The 21380-nt window shown below is 41.9% G+C and carries 21 protein-coding genes; 8 read left to right on the forward strand and 13 right to left on the reverse strand.

Annotation, left to right across the window (positions count from 1 at the left end):
- Positions 1–36: 36 nt before the first annotated feature.
- Together HMAT_RS17260 and HMAT_RS17265 are read left to right on the forward strand one after the other, a co-directional pair.
- Positions 37–1902, forward strand: coding sequence for a VWA domain-containing protein (locus tag HMAT_RS17260; protein WP_104384115.1), 1866 nt, complete (start codon positions 37–39; stop codon positions 1900–1902).
- A gap of 278 nt (positions 1903–2180) precedes the next feature.
- On the forward strand, positions 2181–2591 hold the full coding sequence (locus tag HMAT_RS17265; RefSeq protein ID WP_158655975.1) for a hypothetical protein: 411 nt from the start codon (positions 2181–2183) through the stop codon (positions 2589–2591).
- Between the two features lie 131 nt (positions 2592–2722).
- Here the strand turns inward: HMAT_RS17265 and pstB are convergent, their stop codons facing one another.
- From pstB to HMAT_RS17285, 4 genes are read right to left on the reverse strand one after another with little or no spacing between them, the layout of a single operon-like run.
- On the reverse strand, positions 2723–3469 hold the full coding sequence (gene pstB / locus HMAT_RS17270; protein WP_104384117.1) for a phosphate ABC transporter ATP-binding protein PstB: 747 nt from the start codon (positions 3467–3469) through the stop codon (positions 2723–2725).
- On the reverse strand, positions 3459–4316 hold the full coding sequence (gene pstA / locus HMAT_RS17275; protein ID WP_104384118.1) for a phosphate ABC transporter permease PstA: 858 nt from the start codon (positions 4314–4316) through the stop codon (positions 3459–3461). Before pstA ends, pstB begins: the two co-directional genes overlap by 11 nt.
- Positions 4306–5196, reverse strand: coding sequence for a phosphate ABC transporter permease subunit PstC (pstC, locus tag HMAT_RS17280; protein ID WP_104384119.1), 891 nt, complete (start codon positions 5194–5196; stop codon positions 4306–4308). Before pstC ends, pstA begins: the two co-directional genes overlap by 11 nt.
- Before the next feature lie 6 nt (positions 5197–5202).
- A complete protein-coding gene (locus HMAT_RS17285; protein ID WP_104384450.1) occupies positions 5203–6054 on the reverse strand; it encodes a substrate-binding domain-containing protein in 852 nt (283 codons plus the stop codon).
- Between the two features lie 231 nt (positions 6055–6285).
- Between HMAT_RS17285 and HMAT_RS17290 the strand changes: the two genes are divergently transcribed.
- Positions 6286–7605 (forward strand): hypothetical protein, encoded by a 1320-nt coding sequence (locus HMAT_RS17290; RefSeq protein ID WP_104384120.1) that lies wholly within the window; start codon positions 6286–6288, stop codon positions 7603–7605.
- Positions 7606–7875: 270 nt separating this feature from the next.
- On the opposite strand, the gene HMAT_RS17295 is transcribed toward HMAT_RS17290, so the two are convergent.
- Positions 7876–8079: a hypothetical protein gene (locus tag HMAT_RS17295; protein WP_104384121.1), complete on the reverse strand. Its 204-nt coding sequence runs from the start codon at positions 8077–8079 to the stop codon at positions 7876–7878.
- A gap of 537 nt (positions 8080–8616) precedes the next feature.
- Complete coding sequence (locus HMAT_RS17300) at positions 8617–9111, reverse strand: hypothetical protein (RefSeq protein ID WP_104384122.1); 495 nt, start codon at positions 9109–9111, stop codon at positions 8617–8619.
- Between the two features lie 176 nt (positions 9112–9287).
- Here HMAT_RS17300 and HMAT_RS17305 point away from each other — a divergent pair, with 176 nt between their 5' ends.
- Positions 9288–10334 (forward strand): fatty acid desaturase, encoded by a 1047-nt coding sequence (locus HMAT_RS17305; protein ID WP_104384123.1) that lies wholly within the window; start codon positions 9288–9290, stop codon positions 10332–10334.
- On the opposite strand, the gene HMAT_RS17310 is transcribed toward HMAT_RS17305, so the two are convergent.
- A complete protein-coding gene (locus HMAT_RS17310; RefSeq protein ID WP_104384124.1) occupies positions 10306–10809 on the reverse strand; it encodes a helix-turn-helix domain-containing protein in 504 nt (167 codons plus the stop codon). The two genes, HMAT_RS17305 and HMAT_RS17310, sit on opposite strands and share 29 nt — an antisense overlap.
- A gap of 539 nt (positions 10810–11348) precedes the next feature.
- Positions 11349–11531, reverse strand: coding sequence for a hypothetical protein (locus HMAT_RS17315; protein ID WP_104384125.1), 183 nt, complete (start codon positions 11529–11531; stop codon positions 11349–11351).
- Positions 11532–11788: 257 nt separating this feature from the next.
- Here HMAT_RS17315 and HMAT_RS17320 point away from each other — a divergent pair, with 257 nt between their 5' ends.
- Positions 11789–12676, forward strand: a complete 888-nt coding sequence (locus tag HMAT_RS17320; RefSeq protein ID WP_104384126.1) for a sugar phosphate isomerase/epimerase — start codon at positions 11789–11791, stop codon at positions 12674–12676.
- A 118-nt stretch (positions 12677–12794) separates the two neighbouring features.
- Positions 12795–13613, forward strand: a complete 819-nt coding sequence (locus tag HMAT_RS17325) for a universal stress protein (RefSeq protein WP_104384127.1) — start codon at positions 12795–12797, stop codon at positions 13611–13613.
- 21 nt (positions 13614–13634) lie between these two features.
- Here HMAT_RS17325 and HMAT_RS17330 read toward each other — a convergent pair whose 3' ends face one another.
- The 3 genes from HMAT_RS17330 to HMAT_RS17340 all read right to left on the reverse strand — a co-directional run bounded on the left by HMAT_RS17330 (position 13635) and on the right by HMAT_RS17340 (position 16144).
- Positions 13635–15113 carry an FAD-binding oxidoreductase gene (locus HMAT_RS17330; protein ID WP_199768696.1) on the reverse strand — a complete coding sequence of 493 codons (1479 nt, stop codon included), beginning with the start codon at positions 15111–15113 and terminating at the stop codon, positions 13635–13637.
- A 24-nt stretch (positions 15114–15137) separates the two neighbouring features.
- The gene (locus HMAT_RS17335) at positions 15138–15578 is read right to left on the reverse strand and encodes a hypothetical protein (protein WP_104384128.1); all 441 of its coding nucleotides are present in this window, start codon (positions 15576–15578) and stop codon (positions 15138–15140) included.
- 62 nt (positions 15579–15640) lie between these two features.
- On the reverse strand, positions 15641–16144 hold the full coding sequence (locus HMAT_RS17340) for a GNAT family N-acetyltransferase (protein ID WP_104384452.1): 504 nt from the start codon (positions 16142–16144) through the stop codon (positions 15641–15643).
- 401 nt (positions 16145–16545) lie between these two features.
- Between HMAT_RS17340 and HMAT_RS17345 the strand changes: the two genes are divergently transcribed.
- Positions 16546–17841, forward strand: a complete 1296-nt coding sequence (locus tag HMAT_RS17345; RefSeq protein ID WP_233789417.1) for a DUF5009 domain-containing protein — start codon at positions 16546–16548, stop codon at positions 17839–17841.
- Between the two features lie 105 nt (positions 17842–17946).
- Positions 17947–18993 (forward strand): glycoside hydrolase family 18 protein, encoded by a 1047-nt coding sequence (locus tag HMAT_RS17350; protein WP_104384129.1) that lies wholly within the window; start codon positions 17947–17949, stop codon positions 18991–18993.
- Positions 18994–19116: 123 nt separating this feature from the next.
- Here HMAT_RS17350 and HMAT_RS17355 read toward each other — a convergent pair whose 3' ends face one another.
- Positions 19117–20268 carry a Gfo/Idh/MocA family protein gene (locus HMAT_RS17355; protein ID WP_104384130.1) on the reverse strand — a complete coding sequence of 384 codons (1152 nt, stop codon included), beginning with the start codon at positions 20266–20268 and terminating at the stop codon, positions 19117–19119.
- 20 nt (positions 20269–20288) lie between these two features.
- Positions 20289–21350, reverse strand: coding sequence for a sugar phosphate isomerase/epimerase (locus tag HMAT_RS17360; RefSeq protein WP_104384131.1), 1062 nt, complete (start codon positions 21348–21350; stop codon positions 20289–20291).
- Between the last annotated feature and the right edge of the window lie 30 nt (positions 21351–21380).

The following is a 21380-nucleotide window of genomic DNA, read 5'->3' on the forward strand; positions in this document are numbered from 1 at the left end:
ATATTTGCCGCATCCCTTGACAAAAATTTGAAGGTTATGAGAACAATACTTTTTTTAATGAGCCTGCTGTTATCCGTCGGTGGATATGCTGGACAAAAATATGAAGTGAAAGGGAAAGTGACGGATGCAACGACAAAATTGGCATTGAGTGCCGTGGTCGTGACAAATGTGCAAACGAAGAAAAGCACATCCACCGATCGTGATGGGAATTACCATATTCAGGCGGAAGCAGGGAAGGCAATCCTGGAATTCAGCTATCTCGGTTATATTACCCAGCGTATCCAGGTAAAGAGCAAGGCGAAAGTAGATGTAGCTATGGTGCAGGATAACCGTACACTGGATGAAGTAGTGGTTATGGGGTATACTCCAAAAGCTATGCAGAGTGTGGTCGGATCGGTGCAGAAGGTCGCAGCATTGTCTGGACAGGCTGCAAATTTAAATGTAAGGAGAATGCCGTATGTACCAGATCAAAATCAGGAATCGTATCAAAAAATCAAAGAAAATAAGTTTATCAATCCAATGAAAGAGCCGCTGTCAACATTTGCTGCAGATGTAGATGCCGCTTCATATAGCAATGTGCGCCGGTTTATCAATGCGGGCAGTTTACCCGATAAAGACGCTGTACGTGTAGAGGAAATGATCAATTATTTTCAGTACGAGGTAGCGGGACCAAAGAATGGCGAACCCGTGAATATTGTAACCGAATTGACCAATGCTCCTTGGAATAATGACCACCAATTGATGCGCGTGACGTTAAAAGCCAAAGATATCCCAACGGACAAACTTAAAGCCTCAAACTTGGTTTTTTTGATTGATGTGTCCGGATCAATGATGGGGCCGGGGCGATTGCCTTTGGTGAAATCTTCCTTAAAAATGTTGGTGGATCAGCTGCGCGATATTGACCGTGTTGCTATTGTCACCTATGCAGGTTCGGCCGGCGTGAAATTGGAGAGTACAAGCGGTAGTCAGAAAATGAAAATCAAAACGGCCATAGACGAACTGGAGGCCGGGGGAAGTACCGCCGGTGCTGCGGGGATCAAAAAAGCCTATGCGATTGCCCGCCAAAACTTGGTCAAGGGTGGAAACAATCGAATTATTTTGGCCAGTGACGGCGATTTCAACGTAGGGGAGAGTAGCGATGAATCCATGGAGGAGTTGATTGGGAAAGAGAGCAAATCGGGGGTTTTTCTGACCGTGCTCGGCTATGGTATGGGAAACCTGAAAGATAGCAAGATGGAGATCTTGGCCGATAAAGGGCATGGTAACTATGCTTATATTGATAATATTTCAGAAGCTAGAAAAGCCATGGTCACCGAATTTGGCGGCACATTATTCACGGTGGCCAAAGATGTTAAGATTCAGGTAGAGTTTAATCCGAATAATGTTCAGGCCTATCGGCTGGTCGGTTATGAAAACCGCCTGCTTGAAGCGGAAGATTTCAACAACGATCAAAAGATGGGTGGCGATATGGGGGTAGGCCATGTGGTTACAGCGCTATATGAGATCGTTCCTGTGGGAGTCAACTCGACGATGGTGGGGACAGTCGATCCATTAAAATACCAGAAAAATTCGACGAAATACATCGAGGTCAGGCGAAATGGAGAATTGGCGACGGTCAAATTCCGTTATAAGGAACCTGAGGGTGAAAAAAGCAAATTGCAGCAGCAGGTCGTGCCGACGAAGGTTACTGATTTGAATAAGGTCAGTGAAGATTTACGTTTTGCAACTGCAGTGGCCGAACTGGGACTATTACTTCGTGATTCGGATTTTAAACAGCAGGCTGATTTTGATCGTTTGATCGCACGGGCGAAGACCGCAAAGGGAACAGACGATGAAGGCTACCGTGCAGAATTTATCCGAATGGCTGAAAATGCACGCGACTTATCGAAAGCAAAATTGTAGTTAATTTCCTGTTTAAATTTTAAAGCAATAATGTGTTGACTAATCGCTGTTCCGGGAGTTTTATTTTAAAGGTTTGTTTCATTTTAAAGCGTTGTACAGATAGAATAGCTGTCAATTTGTTGTATGTTCGGCTTGGGCAAGCGGACTTTTAAAAAAATAGGCATCGGAAAATCATAAATAAATAGATATTTTTAAGGCTGAATAATTGCTTACCATTTTGTGTGTCGGCTGAATACCAGCACAGGTTAATAAAGAGCAGATAAATAACACTATTTCGAATGAAAAATTTCCTTTTATGTTGCTTCCTTTTTATAGGAATGGGGACACCGTCACAAGGTCAGCATACGGCACTCAACAAACAGCAAACGATAGCCTATATCAACAAGCTGTATAAGATGGCTTACCACTACAAAGAAACCAAAATTGATACCGTTACGGTAGACGGGAAAGTCCTGACTGTGTTTCTGTCGACAGGGCAACATTACCGGAGTGATATTTCTAAGTCGGAACCCCTTATTATCGCAAGAGTAAAGGCCGGCTATCAGATCCGCTATAAATCGGCGGCGAATACTGAAGAAATCTTATGGGCTATCCAGACCGAAGATGATGCCAAACGTTTGCAAAAGGCCTTACAGCATCTGATCGGGATACTAAAAACAGAAAAGAAGACTGATCCTTTTGGAAGCTAATAGCTGAATAGGTTACCGTTGTTAAATTGATTTTGTGTTCTAATATGTTCGGCGATACACGAATTCGCCGAACATGAGAGAAAGCAGTGGACCTGCACACAGAAGGTGTGTTTCGGAGTTGCTGGGTGGGGTTAACCAAAATGTCCACTGATATAATTACGAGTGGTTTCGTGTTGTGGGTTGTTAAAAATCTGATGTGTATCCCCCTGTTCAATAATCTCACCGAGATACATAAAAACTGTTTTATCAGCCACACGCTGTGCTTGCTGCATATTATGTGTGACGATGACAATCGTATATTTTTTTTTCAAATGGTGAATAAGTTCCTCAATCTTTAGGGTACTCACCGGATCTAATGCCGAACAAGGTTCGTCCATTAAAATAATTTCGGGACGCAAGGCTACTGCACGGGCGATGCAGAGTCTTTGCTGCTGTCCACCGGAAAGCCGAGTAGCGGGCTTTTTGAGATCGTCTTTGACTTCCTCCCAGATATATGCTTCTTCCAATGCCTTTTGCACGGTTGCCTTGTCAGCAAGCAGATTGTTGATCTTGAGACCATAAGTGATGTTCTCGTAGATACTTTTAGGGAAGGGGTTGGCTTTTTGGAATACCATCCCCACGCGCTTGCGCAGGTCAGTGACCTCTACGTCCTTTTGGTAGATCTCGCGGCCATCCAGTTTGATATGGCCCTCGATCCGAGCTTCCGGATAGAGGTCATGCATTCGGTTCAGGCTTCGCAAGAGGGTGCTCTTGCCGCAGCCGGATGGCCCGATCAATGCCGTAACTTTATTTTCTTCAAATTCGATATTGATATCCTTCAACACCTGTTTGCTCCCAAACCAAAGGTTGAGATGTTCAGCGACCAATTTACTTTTCATTATTTCTAAACTTATACCGAATGTAGAAAGCTGTTAAATTCATAAGGAAGACTACGACGATAAGGACTAAAGCTGTACCGTAAGCGATGGGTCTGACCTCTTCGATAGACTGATGTTGTGTAGACAGCATATACAGGTGATAGGGCAGTGCCATAAACTCCTGATTAATGTTGCCAAAGGAATTGGTGATATAGAATGCCGCGCCTGTAAAGAGAATGGGGGCTGTTTCGCCGGCAGCTCTGGAGAGTGTCAGGACAATTCCCGTCAGTATGCCGGGTAAGGACGCGGGAAGCACGACGTCTTTGATTGATTCGAATTTCGTGGCACCCACGGCCAATGCTGCCTCGCGCATGCTCCGGGGAATACGGAGCAGGGCCTCTTCGGTCGTTGTAATAATATAAGGAAGAGACAAGAGGCCTAAGGTCAGTCCGGCGGATAGAATCGACGTTCCGAAATTCAGCGCCTGGACAAATAAGGCCAGACCAAAGAGACCATAGATAATAGATGGGACACCGGATAAATTACGGATAGAGGCACGGATCGTTCGGGTCAGCCAGGTATTTTCTGCATATTCGTTGAGGTAAATGGCGCAACAGATTCCAAAGGGAATGGAGAAGATAGCCGTAATCAATGTCAGAAATACAGTACCAATAATCGGGGTGAGAATACCACCCTGTGTCATGCCATTGGTAGGCAGTTTGGAGACAAACTCCCAGGACAGTATCTGGTAGCCTTTGGTAAAGATGTCGTATAGAATCACGCATAAAAAGAAGCAGACTAGTCCTGTGGAGAGGAGAAGTGTACTCCATTCGACGATCGGTGCCAGTTTTTTGAATTTATGCTGCATGATATTTTCTAAAGCGGTTAATAAAATATTCACCAATTAGATTGGCTATCAAAGTCATAAAGAATAAGACAATCGCGATGGCAAACAGCGCATAATAGTGTGTTGTCTGATAAGGGACTTCACCCATTTCAATGGCGATCGTTGCAGTAATAGTTTTGACCGAATCAAAAAATCCTTTTGGGAAGATCGCGGCATTGCCGGTTGCCATGAGTACGGTCATGGTTTCTCCGATCGCTCTTCCCAGTCCCAGCATGACTGCTGCAATGATTCCCGGCGCTGCTGCCGGGATCGTGATCTTGCGCAATGTCTGCCAACGGGAGGCGCCAAGACCATAGCTTGCTTCACGGTAGGTTTGTGGTACCGCATGAATGGCATCTTCAGAAATGGTAATGATGGTCGGCAGGGCCATAATCGCCAATAATATGGCACCATTCAACGCATTCAGTCCATTGGGTAAGTTGTTCAGATCTGCTATACCGGGGCCAACGAGCACGATCCCCAAAAAACCGATCACGACGGAAGGGATTGCGGCAAGCATCTCTATGGTCGGTTTTAAAACTGTTTTGAGCTTGGGACTCGCATATTCGGAAATAAAAGCTGCTGTCCCTACGCCAAGTGGGATGGCAATCAGCATGGCGCCCAGCGAAACAATCGAAGTGCTCACAATTAAAGGCAAAATACCGTATGCCGGCTCTGCAGCAGTGGGATTCCATTGGCTTCCAGTAATAAAATCGAGCGGTGAAACTTCCAGAAAGAAAGCAATGGCATTATAGAGCAACATAAAAAAGATTCCCCCTAGAAGCGCAAGGACCAAATATCCGGTAGACTTGAATATGATTTTGGCGATCTTATCGATGGCTATTCGTTTTTTGTACTGCATGTTATTTTAGTGGATAAGGTAATAACCTGAGTTTTCAATAATCTTCGTTCCCTCCCCTTTGGTCTCAAATTGGATAAATGACAGGACCTTGTCCCATGATTTTTCGGGAATAAACTGATAGAGGGGCCGTTGGAAAAAGTATAATCTATTTTTTATGGCTGCCGGATCTAAGGGCGATATGGCACTGGAATCTCCTCCATTTTTGATTTTCAACACCTTGATTCCTTTGTTGTCCTGAATCTTTTTGGAAATATAACCGGCACCGACATAACCGATACCCGACTTGTCAATTTTGATGGCTTCCAGTATCTGTGCATTACCGGTCATTTCCTTTGCTTTTTGGCTATAGGCAATTTTTAATTTCTTGCGAATAAAAGAATAAGTCCCCGAACTGCTCTGTCTACCATAGATATTGATCGGAACATCCTGTCCGGAAATAGATTTCCAGTTTTCGATCTGTCCACTCATGATTTTTGAAAGTGTTTTTAAATCGATTTCCGTGATCGGATTGTCGCTATGAACAACGAAAGCGGTAGCATCTTCGGCAAAAACTACGGTTTTCAGCCGCATATTTTTCTTTTGAAAGAGTGCCTGTTCTTCTTCGGTAAGCGGGCGTGAGGAGTTTGCAATATCTGCCTGTCCATTCAAAAGTGAAGTAATACCCAAACCTGAACCGCCGCCTGAAATGGCCATACTGAAGGTTGGATCCGTCTTGTTATATGCTTCGGCAAGATTAACAGCAAGGTTGACCTCGGTATCGGAACCTTTCATCTTGATGGTATGGTCATTATTGCCGCAGGAGCATAACAGGATACTGAAACTTAAAAGTACAGTAGAAATAAGACGATTGCAAGTCATGTCATTCATTCTTACTAAGTTAAACAGAAGAAGAATGATTTTGTGTTAGCGTTATGTTATCTTATTGTGAAGTCATATTTTGTAAATATATTTTTTGAGCGATGTATTCGCCAGATTTTTAGTTAATTTAGTTAGAGACGATCAGAGGATGTTTTTGTGATGGCATGATCAACAATAAACTAAAGGAGGGGAATAATTTATCCTTCCGAGGCGGTATTTGTGACATAAAAAATGGATAACAAATTTCTAATTGACGAACAGACGAAGAAAGACCTGCAGCTCAGCAGTACATTGGGACGTAGTGTTTTTGATTTCTTTAACAATACAACGACCGAAGGGGGAGATCGGGCACTGCAGTGTTTTTTTTTATCCCCAACCACTAATTTGACTTTGATCGCCGCAAGGCATAAAAAGATAAAGCGTTTGTTGCCATTCGTTGATCATTCTTTTTATTTTGATAGATCCATACTGTTGGACCTGGAAAGGTTTTTAGTGGCAACAGCAAACACCAAATCTTCACTCTATCTGTTAAATGTATTTAGAGTAAGTTCTTCAACCTATTTTTATACCAAGCGATCGATGATCGAAATCGTTGATGTGCTGTTAAAATTTCATCGCTTTCTAGCGGAGGTAATTACTGTCAACGGTGACTGGGATATCGCTGAATATTTCGACAAATCCCGATATTGTCTGCAAAGAATATTGAAAACCGAAAATTTTCACCGTGCTAAACTCCATGTTACTCATTTTAACTTTGATTTTTATCATCATATCATTCGCTGTGAGCTATTGAATGAACTTAAATCCATCTTAGGCTTTTTGTACGAAATGGATGCATATTTGGCGATAGCGAAATCTTTCAAGGATAAAACCCATTGTTTTCCTGTTTTTTCAAAAAAGGGAGAAACAGGAAAACTGCGTATTGAGGCACTATATCATCTTTTTCACCAAAAACCCGTATCCAATGATATTTTAATGGCTCGCTCAGAGCAGGTGTGGTTTCTAACAGGGGCTAATATGGCAGGTAAATCCTCTTTAATAAAGTCGATAGCGATCGCTGTTTATTTAGCCCATATCGGTTTTCCTGTGCCTGCCTTAACCATGGAAACGGATGTACTGGACGGCTTATTCACTTCAATTAATATAAACGATAACATAGACCTCGGATACAGTCATTTTTATAATGAAGGTATTCGGCTCAAAGAAATAGCTGATCAGTTACAGCCCCAATCAAATGCCTTGATCATCTTGGATGAACTGTTTAAAGGTACGAATAACGATGATGCCTCCCAGGCAATCTTTGAAGTGATGAAATTCTTTACAGAAATTGATGGCCCATTCGCCATTGTGTCTTCCCATATTGCGGAACTGGCTGAAAAACTAAAAAAGCTGGACAATATCCAATTTAAAAAATTGACTATTGAGAAGGATAAAGAAGGTTTACCTTTTTTTACCTATAAAATTAGCGAAGGTGTTGCTTATGAACGACTCGGAATGTGGTTGTTGAACAAAAGTGGCGTATTCGCTTCTTTTCAAGAATTACTGAAATAATCTTTGCCTGATGTCTTCTTGGTTTGATAAATAAGGTGTACTGTTTTTAAATCATTCTATTGTTATTATACCCAGGTAATTGCTGTTCATGCTGCGATTGCTCCCATCTGTTGCCGTAAAACCAAGATAGAGGTGGAAGATAGGCTGTTAGTGCCTTTAGGCAGGTTCATAAATTGGGAACGATCTTCGATGCTATTTCCCAATAGCAGTCCCATAGCTTAATTTCAGGTAATAGGAGCATAATGGTTCTAAAGTGGATTAACTAATGGTTTAATGGTTCTGCAATTCCTTGGTCAGTTTGAGTTTCCATTTGATTTCGAGCTTGCCGATGATGATCTCAGTAGATGTGGAAATGATCATAGCTTCCAGTCCTCTACTGATCGCGAATTTTTCGTAATTGATAGCAGGGCTATTTGCATCCTGCAGGACAGCATGTTCAAGATGATAGGAAATTGCGGCATTAAATGCCGTCATGTTTTCTTCATAATGCTAATGGAAATAATTCGTGAATTTGCTCAGAAAAGTTTGTGTAAAGCCAAATTTACTTCTGTTTTTTTCTCACTGTCTGATAGTTTTCTTTTTTTATTGCCTTTCGGAAGTGAACGTACATAAATGATATCCTTTTATTTACAAAATACAATAGCGCCAATCTTTCCGGAAGGCGCACCGTTTGCACCATTATTTACTCGTGCCATAAGTTTATTTATAATTGGTATGATTCTTCTAACAGACAAGGAGGAAAAGTTTGCGTTAACTACTATATTGATTGTAATTAGTTGATACAAAATAGGGGTATAATATGGAGATTATACGTATTCATCCGAATGAGGTCCGTGGCAAGTCCCTATAAGGTTCCTGTTATACGAGCCTGAATTTACCAGTTGGGTACTGATTGAAGAGGAGTTATGCTTATCTACATTGTTATGGAAGAATGTGGAGTAACTGCAAAAAAAAACAGGCTAAATGCCTGTTTTAATTACATAATGTCCTGTTGTATATCGCTGGTGTCAATTAAAATAAGAGTATCACGAAGACTGGAACCAATGCGACCATGGAATACATGATGGCTGTCCTTTTTTGGAGATATAGACTGATCGATAACAAGAGTTCATTATTGTCGACGCTTTCTATGGTTCCGCAATTTCCCATTGCGGAAGGATTTACTTCGGCAATTTGTCCTTGTTCGTTTTCGATTTTCCAGGTCGACATCCACATATTTCGTGGACTCCATTTATATTTTCGGTCAATAAGGCTTATGGTTGCCCCGCCTGTCCAGTTATTGTATTCGATATCACCTATTAATTCGCCATATTTATTGCGTATTTCTGTATATGGATTAAATAAGCCTTTATTTTTAAAACTATATTGATCCGAACGGATCGAGACATTCGCATCCAGTGTCCAGTCATTGGATTCCAGGGATCCAATCATCGTATCCTCGTTATACAAATTTGATTTATTTCCCAATAAATTGTTTTTCCAACTATAAATAGATCGCTTTTCCATAATTGTATAGTTTAATATGTTTATTTTTTAAATTAGTATAAGGTTGGTACGTTATGTTACATATATTTCGAAAAAAATGGAATAATTATTTTTTGTCTATTATTTCTTGTAACAGAAAGGTTAACAGGTATGTCTATTAAAAAAATCTGTACTTTTGTTTGCAAAATCACATTACATTGACACATCAAGAAAAGTCTAGTCAGATTAGAAAGGAGATTAATCTTTCTTATCAACAGCTTAAAGGGGCTTATCCCATATTGCAACGTCAGAATAGCATTGGGCTGGTTATCTTTTTAATCGCCATTATTGCCATTGTTACGGTATCAATAGGCTGGTATAAAGCGATTATACCGACTTGGGTTATGATTGTTGCGAATGCTTTTTTTATGGGCGTGCTGCATGAGATTGAGCATGATCTTATTCATTGGCTCTATTTTAAGAAACAGAAGACGATACATCATGGTATGCTTTTCATCGTTTGGATCTTAAGGCCTTTAACGGTCAATCCCTGGATACGGCGCACGCTGCATCACCATCATCATAAATTTTCAGGGACATTACATGATGTGGAGGAGCGTAGTGTGACCAATGGGGAGCGTTGGACGATCAAGCGCCTGGTGACAACACCGGATGTAGTCTTGGGTGGTCTACTGCGCTTGCATCGTATGTTTAGTGATATGGACCGGGAGGTCGAGAATGGGAACCTCAAAATTGAAACTTCATCAAAATTGAAACGGATCATGTTTCTGAGCATTGTGCCGGTGACTATTTTTGCACATCTAGTTTTGTATTTCTTTTTTGCCGATCTACTATTGCATTGGTTAAATGGATATTATGTTTTGGGGTTGAGTTTTCCACAAGATGTGGATAATATGTTGATAAGTCTAAATGTAGTTATCTATACCATTCTCCTGCCTAATTTATTGCGCCAGTTTTGTTTGCATTTTATCACCTCAAATATGCATTATTTTGGTGATGTGGAGGAGGGGAATGTGATTGAGCAGACGCAGGTGCTCAATATCTGGTGGACCTACCCGATGCAGCTGTTCTGTTTCTTTTTTGGCTGGACACACAGCATTCATCATTTTGTCGTCAATGAAACTTTCTATGTACGCCATATCGGGCGTAAGAAAGCGCAGGAAGTGTTACGGAAGTACGGTGTTCGATTTAATGATCTGGGCACTTTCAAAAGGGCTAACCGTTTTCGGGAGGTTTCGAAATAGTACTGCTTTTTTTTCGATATTCCTTAAAATTACCTCTTTGTTCAAATTCCAGTGCTCCCTCTTCGCAGTAAACGGAAAGATGTACGGAGAATTTGTTGCTTTGGCTTTTATCCACGCCCAATTCATCGAGTACCTCTGCTACGCGCTTAAACGTATTAAAGAAATCGGAATGATAGACCAGATTGTCGAGCTTTTTGCTAAGGGCAATTCTTTCCTGTACATCTGGCGATAGGGAATAAGGAGACTTGAATTCGATATCTTTTTCAAAGAAAGTTTTGGGCTGGATCTGGAGACTTTGACATAATACTAAAAAGTTGGTTAGGGTAAGGTCTTTTCCCTTTTCTATTCCGTTAAGTGTGCCTGTTGAAATCCCTGTCAGGTTTGACACATCCCGTAAAGAATAATAAAGCTCATGCCGTTTTGCGCGAAACCGTAACCCTATAATCTGAAGTTTTTCTCTATCGTTATCCGTCATACAACGAATTGAATGATAATTTGCGCAATAATATTGTTAAAATTTTGTTTAAAAATTTGCAAATATAACTTTATTCTTTATATTCGTTGTAATATGATGTTTAGACAATATTTCGCGTTATCAATTATTGATTATGTATATTTATTAATTTTGAGATTTTAAATTTATTTTAATTATAAATATCTGTTCTTTTTTTGATATGTTGTTAAAGTGATATTTTCTTATTGTCAATCCATTTAAAAAATGAAAAATTTCCCTATATCTGTTGTTCCGGGGCTAAGCTGGAACATACCAATGAAAAACAATAGAAATAAGTCGACTTGCCCAGCTCCGGTATTCCCTAGAATCCGTATTTCTCCGAAGCTGGGGTAAGTTGCACAAGATTATAGATGTAAGAATTTAGCGCGCAAGTGGCTAAGCAAATTAGATAGGCGAGTTACTTAGTCCTCGGCGGCCCACCTAATCCGTATAATTACGCTGGAGCTCAGGTAAGTTCTTTATTTCCGATGGACAGATTAGTCTTGTTTCTGCTAGCGTCTTTAATGCGCACTCATAAAATAATAGATCAAATAAAATACAATCAGTACACAAACTGCAATAATTAATGTGCGTTTGATATTGCGGCCTGCAGGTGCATCGTCTTTTTCTTCAATCGCTACATCGGGTAATTTCTCCTCCTGTTTTTCCTTGCTATGCTCGGGGGTATCGAATTGATTTTCCATCTTTTTTATTTGTTGTCCTATATGTAGAACAAGTTTGGTGGGTAAATCGTTTAATATGTTCAATTTTTTGCAAGAAAAAAGACTCCTCTGACCTTGGAAAATAGAGCGGTGTGAATAAATAAAAGTCCAAAAGCGTTGCGTTTTTTAGAGTATTTGCATACATTGCAGCTGCACTTAACACGAATAAACCTAAACAACCCGTAAACGTATGTTTACCATAACTTTCGTGTTGGATAGGTCGGTAATAAATAAAACACATGAAAAGAAGAACGCTTATCGGATCATTCATGGCTGGCTGTATGCTATTGGCCATCAATCCGACTTTTGCGCAACAGAAAGCCGCAAAAAAAGAAATTGGTCTGCAGTTGTACTCCGTACGTGAGGAAATCAGCAAGAACCCAAATTTCGATCAAATTTTACAAAAGATCGCTGCACTTGGGTACACAGGGGTGGAAGCTGCTGGTTATAATGAGGGCAAGCTATACAATCTGAGTCCACAGGAATTTAAAACCAAAGTGGAAAAAGCAGGAATGAAGGTACTTTCTTCCCATGCAACAAAAACACTGTCTGCGCAGGAGCTTGCCTCCGGAGATTTCTCCGAATCCCTGAAATGGTGGGACCAATGTATTGCTACCCACAAGGCCGCTGGAATGAAATATATTGTAACACCTTGGATGGATGTGCCTAAGACACTCAAAGACTTGGAAACACAGTGTCGGTACCTGGATGCTGTAGGTGCAAAATGCCGTGAACAGGGATTGCTTTATGGATACCACAACCACGCTCATGAATTCAAAAAGGTTGAAGATAAAGTCATGTACGACTACATGCTGGAGCATACCAATCCCGAAAATGTATTTTTCGAAATGGATGTCTACTGGGCAGTAATCGGTGATGTCAGTCCGGTTGATTACTTCAACAAATACGCCGGTAGATTTAAAGCTTTGCATATTAAAGACCATCGTGAAATCGGGCAAAGCGGAATGGTCGGATTTGATGCGATCTTTAACAATGTTAAAACAGGCGGGCTGAAATATTTGTTTGTTGAACTGGAAGAAACACACAATGATATTTATACAGGTCTTGAGCAAAGTATTGATTACCTGAAAAAAGCTCCTTTTGTACAGGCCAGCTATTCTAAATAGCCATTAATCGGGAGAAAATTGACGATGCTGAGACAATTGTCCGGTTGATAGATTTATTATTTTTCGTTAACTTGAATGTATAAAAAAGGGATTTTTTAATCGTATTAAAACGGAAAATATGAAACGGATTATTGTTGCTACAGACTATGCTGAAGAGGCGGAACATGCCCTCAAATTTATACTCGAAGTTTTTGCGGGTAAAAAATATGAGATTGTCTTGTTTTCGTTGCAGAACCCTTCGATACATGCGATGAATGCACGTCTTTCTCCCGATTCTATGTTCAAAATTTTTGAACATCAAAACAAGATTCTAACCCATAAAGCGGAGGGTATCACGCGGCAAAGTGGAGTTCCTGCTGTTCCTTATCTGGCAACGGGTTTGTTCTATGATCAGATTACAAAATGTATTCAGGAGACGGGTGCAGACCTTCTTGTCATGGGTATGGCCAAACGATCGTTTGACCAGGATATGTTGGGTAATACAACCACGGCGGCCATCAGTAAACTAAAAATTCCTATACTCTCTGTTCCGCTTGGGGCACAATTTAGCGGACTTAAGCATATCCTCTTTGCCTGCGACATCGTACGTGGGGTACAAAAAGAGATCCTTGAAAAAGTGAAAGATTTCGCGGCTGACTTTAATGCTGTATTGGAAGTGCTTAATATCCGTAAAACTGTTGAGCAACTTAACGAGGAAAAGGGAAGCGAAACCCGCGCGGCAATCGGCGACGTCATGGGCATCGTCAGCTACTACTATAAAAATGTAACGTCCAATGAGGTGGTCAAAGCTATCCGTGATGAGGTCAAGGAAAGCGATACTGATCTATTGGTCATGATCCCCTATAAATATGGTTTCTGGAGCTCACTGACGCATCGGAGCAAAACGCGCATGATGGCCTCAGGCCTGGATGTGCCGCTGCTGACCATCTCCATATAGCTGCTGGGCTGATCTTGTGGATTATTGATAGTGTCTATAAAACTTATTGTTAAAGAGTTCCGAAGGATCGTATTTCATTTTAGTTTTGAAAAAATTGTCTGCTTGTGGATAGGCTTTTCTCATTTTGTCTTTTGCGATATGTAGGCGATAGGGGAGATAGTATGTCCCCTCGTTTTTAATGGCCACATCTACCAGAAGATTCGTGAGACTATACATATCCGCCTCTTGTTGGGCTGTTTTTTTCTGATTGAATAAGAGCACAAAGCCAAATACATCTTCTCGGGCATAATTCAAATAAGCGTCATGGTCCCGATTGACAGCGCGGATGGTAATGTTCAGCAAATCCAGTTTGGATTTTAATAAAATGGGTTTTATGTCCTGAATGAAATTCATGAAATTCCGTTCAGGGATAAAGTATTCGTGCAGTAAATCCGTCGATGTGGTATCCTTGTTTTCGATCAAGGAGACCTGACTATCCATGATCTCATTTCGGGTAAATGTAAGATGCCGTGCAGGAATGGCAGAAGATGTTTCAAGATCCCAGCGGAGCCGCTTTCCATACTCGCTATTGACGCTACCCCTGAATATCAGTCTTTTGGTCTTTTCAATTTTCTTTTCCTGTCGGAATAGCGGTATCGGCGGTTCTTCTGCCCGCTCGAAATAATTGAGTGTAGCTTCCCCCAGAAAGTGTTTTTTGGAAACGCGTAACCGCCCAAAAACCAGATCTACTTTTGGATTGTCAAGAATATATTTTTTATAATACTTTGTATAATTTTCAGGCGCTAAGTTGACGTAATGATATTTTAGGGACTGATTGTTGGCAACTTTGAGCTTAACATCGAGTATAATACCGAATAGGCCATATCCACCAAGCACATGATGAAACAGTTCAGTGTTCTGTTCACGACTGCAATGGAGGACCTGCCCTTGGGCATTCATTAATGTGAAGGAAAGTACGCTGGAAGCTAAAGGTGGCGAATTTTTTTGCCATCCATGTCCATTGACACTCAGTGATCCGCCAACAGAAAATGAACTAAAGGCTTGCATCACCGCAATTGATTTACCATAACGGTCTAAATAGTGAATGGCATCAGTCCAAAGTGCGCCTGAACCGATAGTCAGTATATTATTTACCGTGTCAAGCTGCATGTGATTGTAAGGAAGCATATTGATCACTATACCATCGGGATACATCGTATGCCCGCCCATGCTGTGACGGGCTCCCGCCAACGCTATTTTTAACCCCTTCGTATTGGCATAATGCAGAATGTGCCGCAATTGATTTTCAATTGCCGACCTGTCTTTTGGTATAGCAATGATGGTATCGACGCTAGTCAGGTTGAGTGTGCTGGCATCATCCACATGCCGCGCAGGAAGCACCCTGTGATTATCTGTTTCTCGCCATTTGGTTCTAAGGAGATGGATCATGGGAAATGCAACAACCACTAAAAGAATAAGCAGGATCAGAAATGAATAACGTCTGGTTTTTTGGGTTGCCAAAATAATATAAATTTATAATAAGCTTTATTGCAGAAGTGGTAAAATTTTGTTCCAGACCTGCTGGTAAATCTTATCATCTCGAATGATGCCTTTATTTTCGTCGTAATAATTGGGAGAATCAAAGCTTCCGCCTCTACGGCGTTCGATCAGGAATATATTGAGGACAATTTTAGCTGTTCTATCGGATAAGGGACTAACCAAAAAATTGGAAATTTTTGTATCGCCTTCATTACTAAATAATCCTGTGTTTTTGTTGTATACACTTGTCTGGATAAAACCCGAAGGACGGTCTAATTTAGCAATATAATAGCCGCTTTCATGAAGAGCCTGTACAATTTTCGTATAGGCAGAATCTGCGGGAACCATGATGGTCTTGGTCCGCTCCGGATTTTGGGCTGAGGCTGGATTGATCCAAAAGAATATAGAAAGAAGCGGCAATAGCAATGTACGTGATCGTGGAGTCATACCTGTAGCTTTGATAATTACTTAAAGCTAATGATTTTTCTCTTGAAAGCCAATTGTGTGACTTAACTTATCCTTTTACCTAATATTTTTAAACTCCGTTCTACACCGTCCAGCGTAGCGATATTGGGAAGATTCGCCCATTCCTGGAATCCCATTTTTTCAAATAGCGTAATGCTCGGGACATTGTGCGCAAAGATGAAGCCTAATAAGGAATGTACTCCGAGTGCCGGAGCTTTGTCTATGCAATATTGAAGAATTTGTTTACCCAGTCCACGGCCCCGTTGCCTTTCATCCAGGTAAATGCTGATCTCTACCGTGGCATCGTAGGCCGGCCGGCCGTAGAACGACTGAAAACTCACCCAGCCTAGGATAGTGTTATTTTCGTCCTCTACCAACCAAAGCGGTCTTTTGGACGGACTATGCTCGTCAAACCATTTCTGTCTACTTTCTACTGACACTGGATTGGTGTCGGCTGTGACCATTCTTGATGCAATGGTCGTGTTGTATATGGCTACGATAAAAGGTAGATCTTCTTGTCTGGCGTCACGAAATGTTAATTGGCTCATCTTACATGTTATTTTAGAACTAAAGTCAAAAATATCAGTTTTACCATATAGTTGATGCTTTTTGTCAAAGTTTTTCCTCATGATGATTGCTCTATTGTTTTTTGACAACACACACACGATTGCTATACAGACTGATTCTGAAATATTTTGAGTAAACCCTGTTCTATTATTGGCTTTATGCAAGTTGACCTTCTCTATATGCCGTTCAAAAAACTCATTTACGTGCGATGTATTGGAATTGCCAGCTTATAAGGGCAAAAATTACACTAATTTGAACAATTTTTTCGCTTGAATATGATTTAATTTTCTCATATTAGAGTCAGCAAATCGCTTTTGTTTGCTGACTATAAACCTTCATACAAGAAAAAACCATATATGTTAGTTTATGATGGCTATATCTTGTGGTTTTTAATTCTTTAGACCTAGGGAATCATGGGGTGGCATGGGGAACTGAAGGATTGGCCTGCGTGCCTGCTGATTTTTTGGGATTTATCGATAGCATTATGGATCAACAACAACCTAAACAATCAATTCGAATCCGCTCAATGGATGTCATGCGTGGTATGACGCTATTTCTTATGTTATTCGTCAATGATTTATTCGCTCCTGGTGTTCCCAAGTGGATGCTGCATACGGAAGCGGATGTTGATGGCATGGGATTGGCAGATTGGGTTTTTCCAGGATTCCTTTTCATGGTAGGAATGGCTGTACCTTATGCAGTGGCCGCGCGGGAAAAGATGGGGGAGTCTGTGGGGCTTATCTTTTCCCATATTTTCATCCGCACGGCGAGTCTGATCCTGATCGGTGTATTGATTCTGAATGGAGGCCGCGTGGATGTCGAATTGACAGGGATGTCCAATTTTTTGTGGTTAGGCTTGTTATACCTTTGCGTGTTTATGATTTGGAATAGGTTTCCGACGACCTCTGGAAATCAGGCCTTATTTAAAGGGATACGTCTCCTTGGAATTTTCGGGATGTGTTATCTGGTCTATCGCTTTAGAGCAGCCGATGGCAAGGGGCTGGAGATCGGCTGGTGGGGAATCTTGGGTTTGATCGGCTGGGGCTATTTCGCCGCCGCCACCACATTTGTATTAAGTAGGGGACGGCTTACTGCTGTGGGATGTGCCTGGTTGTTGTTTTTTGTTTTGAATATCTTGTCACAAACGGCGCTTAAATTGCATATTCCGATCCTCGGAAAATACCTGAACGTGTTGTTATCGGGTAATGTGCCTAGCATTGTATTGGCTGGGACAATCATTGGAATATTGATCAAGCGGTACGCGGCTACGCCCAAACTACTTTTACGTTGGTTGCTGTTGATCGGGATCTTGTGGTTGCTTGGCGGCTTTGTACTGCGCTCCTGGTTTATATTATCCAAAATTCACGGTACGCCGAGCTGGGCGCTGCTATGTTGCGGCATAAGTGTACTCTTATTGCTACTTATCTATTACCTCATAGATATCCGCAAGTACCATAAAGGAATATTTGTCTTTGAGGAGGCTGGTAAGAATTCGCTGACCACCTATCTTGCACCGGATTTAATTTATTTCATCTGTTGGGGATTCCAGATTCCTCTATTTTTCTATAAGCAATCAGGCCATATGGTGCTGGCAGTCGCTGGATCACTGCTTTGGGCGTTTGCCATGCTGTGGTATGCTATTTTACTTAAAAAGATGAATATCTATTTAAAACTTTAAAACCTGTGGATGATGACTCCCTGCGATGTCGTCGATCAGCTTTCATAAGGAAGTTGGTCAGTCCGGAATTGACCTCGTTAATTTTCAATCTTTATGATAATGTCTATGAAATCCAACCATCTTACAAATTCCTTAAAGCCACTTGCCTTTAGCTTTGCAGCGTTAGTTTTATTGGCAATGATCATTTGCCCCCAAAAGAGCTATGCATTTGAAAAAAATAAAAAAGTGGTTATTGCTTACGTGACTTCCTGGTCAAGCGTGATGCCGGATCCGAGGTACCTTACACATATCAATTATGCGTTTGGTCATGTAAATGATCATTTTGACGGTGTGCGCATTGACAATGAAACAAGATTAAGAAGTATCACTGACCTGAAAAAAGCGCATCCTCAGCTTAAAGTACTGCTTTCCATTGGAGGTTGGGGAAGTGGCCGCTTTAGCGAGATGGCTGCTGATGCTACTAAACGGAAAAAATTTGCGGCCGATTGCGCGCGTGTTGTGAAAGAGTTTAAGCTTGACGGCATTGATATTGACTGGGAATACCCGACCAACTCTTCTGCCGGTATTTCCGCGACGGAATCGGATACAGAAAATTTTACGTTGCTAATGCGGGATATTCGTAAGGCCATCGGTAGGAAAAAGTTATTGACACTGGCTTCTGTATCAAGTGGTCAGTATATCGCATTCGACCAGATTAAAAACGACGTGGATTTTGTGAATATCATGACCTATGATTCGGGCAATCCTCCTTATCATCATGCGAGTCTGCATCGTTCATCTTTATCGGGGCGCACGACCTGTGCTGAGGCCGTTAAGGCGCATATCGCTGGCGGTATGCCTGCCGAAAAGCTGGTGCTTGGCATTCCATTTTATGGACGCGGAAATAAAACCGATATCAAAGGTTTTATCGACTATAAGGATCTCCTGGATTTGCAGGGCTTTGAACAAAAATGGGACGATGAAGCGAAAGCACATTATCTGGTCAACACACAGGGGGCACTCGTATTAACTTTTGAAACACCTGAATCCATCGCCATGAAATGTGATTATGTGCATGAACAGGGATTACTAGGTGCGATGTATTGGGAATATGCCGGTGATACCGAAGGAGGCATACTGCGAGATGCGGTGTATAAGGGTATTATACGTTGATATTAAGCCTTCTAAAAATCGTGAAAACCGAAATTACTGACCTATCTATAAGCTCCTTGCTTGATGATGCAGTAATTTCGGTCAGGGAATCGATTGTTGAGGTCTATGTCGTTGTGCTGATGATCAGAATGCTGTCCATTTTTGACTGGACTGTCCAGAGGCTATCACTGTTTCGATAAATTTCATTCCCCTTGCTCCGTCTGCTACCGTAGGAAAATCCAACATAGCTTCGGTAGGGCTGGTACCATTCAAGTTTGCGAGAATTGTAGCTGAAAAATTTCTGTAGATATTGGCAAATGCTTCGATATAACCTTCTGGATGTCCGGCCGGTAAGCGAGTGTTTTGCCGGGCGAGGGAGGAAAGGTATTGTTGTCCTGCACGGAATATTTGTGCTGGTTCATTGAGCCATTTTAGTAGAAGGGTATTTGGATCTTGCTGATTCCATTCTAAACCAGCTTTCTCACCGTATATCCGTATTTTTAAAGCATTTTCTTCGCCTGCCGCTACCTGTGAGGCTGAGAGCACTCCTGTCGCATCATTTTCAAATCTCAGTAGGACATTTCCGTCATCTTCCAATCGTCTTCCCACAACGACGGTCCGCAGATCGGCACATATCTGAGTTATTTTTAGTCCGGAAATATATTCAGCCAAATGGGCGGCATGCGTTCCGATATCCCCCATGCAACTGCTCAATCCACCTTTTTCGGGATCTGTCCTCCAGGCAGCAAGTGGGGATTCTCTCTCGATTAACGTGCTCAGCCAGCCCTGTGGATATTCGACCATGATTTTACGGATATTGCCAAGTTTGCCTTCGCGTATCAGCTGGCGTGCCTGTTTGACCATGGGGTATGCCGAATAGGTATAGGTGACACAAAGCAGCAGTCCTGTTTCATTGATTTTTTGCTGTAATAATTCCGCTTCTTTGAGTGTAAATGTCATGGGCTTTTCGAGCAGTACATGAAATCCATGTGCCAGGGCAAGCATGGCTGGCTCAAAATGGGCAACATTTGGGGTTACAATGCTTACAAAATGCATCCGTTCGCCAGGTGGCAGCTGACTTTCAAGCAGGATCATTTCCTGAAAATTTGCATAGATTCGATCCGTGGGGAGCGAAAGTAGTTCTCCAGATTCCTGTGCTTTAACGGGATCGGAACTTAGTGCGCCGCAGCATAGTTCGATCTGTCCATCTATACCTGCGGCCATGCGGTGTACGGCACCAATAAAAGCATTCTTGCCGCCCCCCACCATGCCCATCCTGATTTTTCTAATTTCCATAATAACTGTAGTTTAGGCTGTTACTCGTCTGATAAACCTATCAATTTTCGGTTCAGGTTGTCATCGGGACCGGCAGATGCAAAATCGTCGAACGCATGATCACTTACCCGAATAATGTAATCCTTAATATGTTGTGCGCCTTCACGGGCCCCATCCTCGGAGTTTTTAAAGGCACATTCCCATTCCAGAACTGCCCAGCCCTGAAAATCATATTGCGTCAGTTTGGTAAAGATCGCCTTGAAATCGACCTGCCCATCGCCAATGGAACGGAAACGGCCAGCCCGAGCTTGCCAATTTTGATAACCACCATATACACCTTGGCGGCCAGATGGATTGAATTCAGCATCTTTTACATGGAACATTTTGATCCGTTCGTGATAGATGTCGATGAATTGCAGGTAGTCAAGGCATTGCAGTACAAAATGGGAAGGATCGTATAGGATATTTGCCCGTTTATGATAATTGACTTTTGCCAGGAACATGTCGAAGGTGACACCATCGTGCAGATCTTCACCCGGATGGAGTTCATAGCAGAGATCCACATCGTATTGTTCGCAGGCATCCAATATGGGGAGCCACATTTTTGCGAGTGCAGTGAACCCTGTTTCCACCAGATTCTCCGGACGTTGCGGCCAAGGATAAACGTAAGGCCAAAGAAATGCACCGCTAAACGTTGCAAGGGCCTTCAGTCCGAAGTTATGAGAGGCTTTGATTGCGTAATGGAGCTGCTGTACAGCCCATTGCTGCCGCTCTTTGGGATTATTATGCAGATCTGGCGGCGCGAATGAGTCAAATAACGGGTCAAAAGAAGGGTTTACAGCAATCAGCTGCCCTTGGAGATGTGTGGACAGTTCGGTGATCTCCAAGCCGTAGGATTGTACAGTAGTCTTGAGCTGCAATGCATAGTCTTTATCTTCAGCAGCTCTCTGGAGATCGATCAATCGCGCATCCCAGGTAGGTATCTGGATACCTTTGTAACCGATCGAGGCAGCCCATTCACAGATGTCTTCCAAGGTATTGAACGGAGCGTTGTCGCCGGCAAATTGCGCTAAAAAAATAGCAGGTCCTTTAATTGTTGTCATAAATCTTTTTTTATGTAAATAAGGTTGTCC

The sequence above is a fragment of the Sphingobacterium sp. HMA12 genome (assembly GCF_002933815.1).
GTDB lineage: Bacteria > Bacteroidota > Bacteroidia > Sphingobacteriales > Sphingobacteriaceae > Sphingobacterium.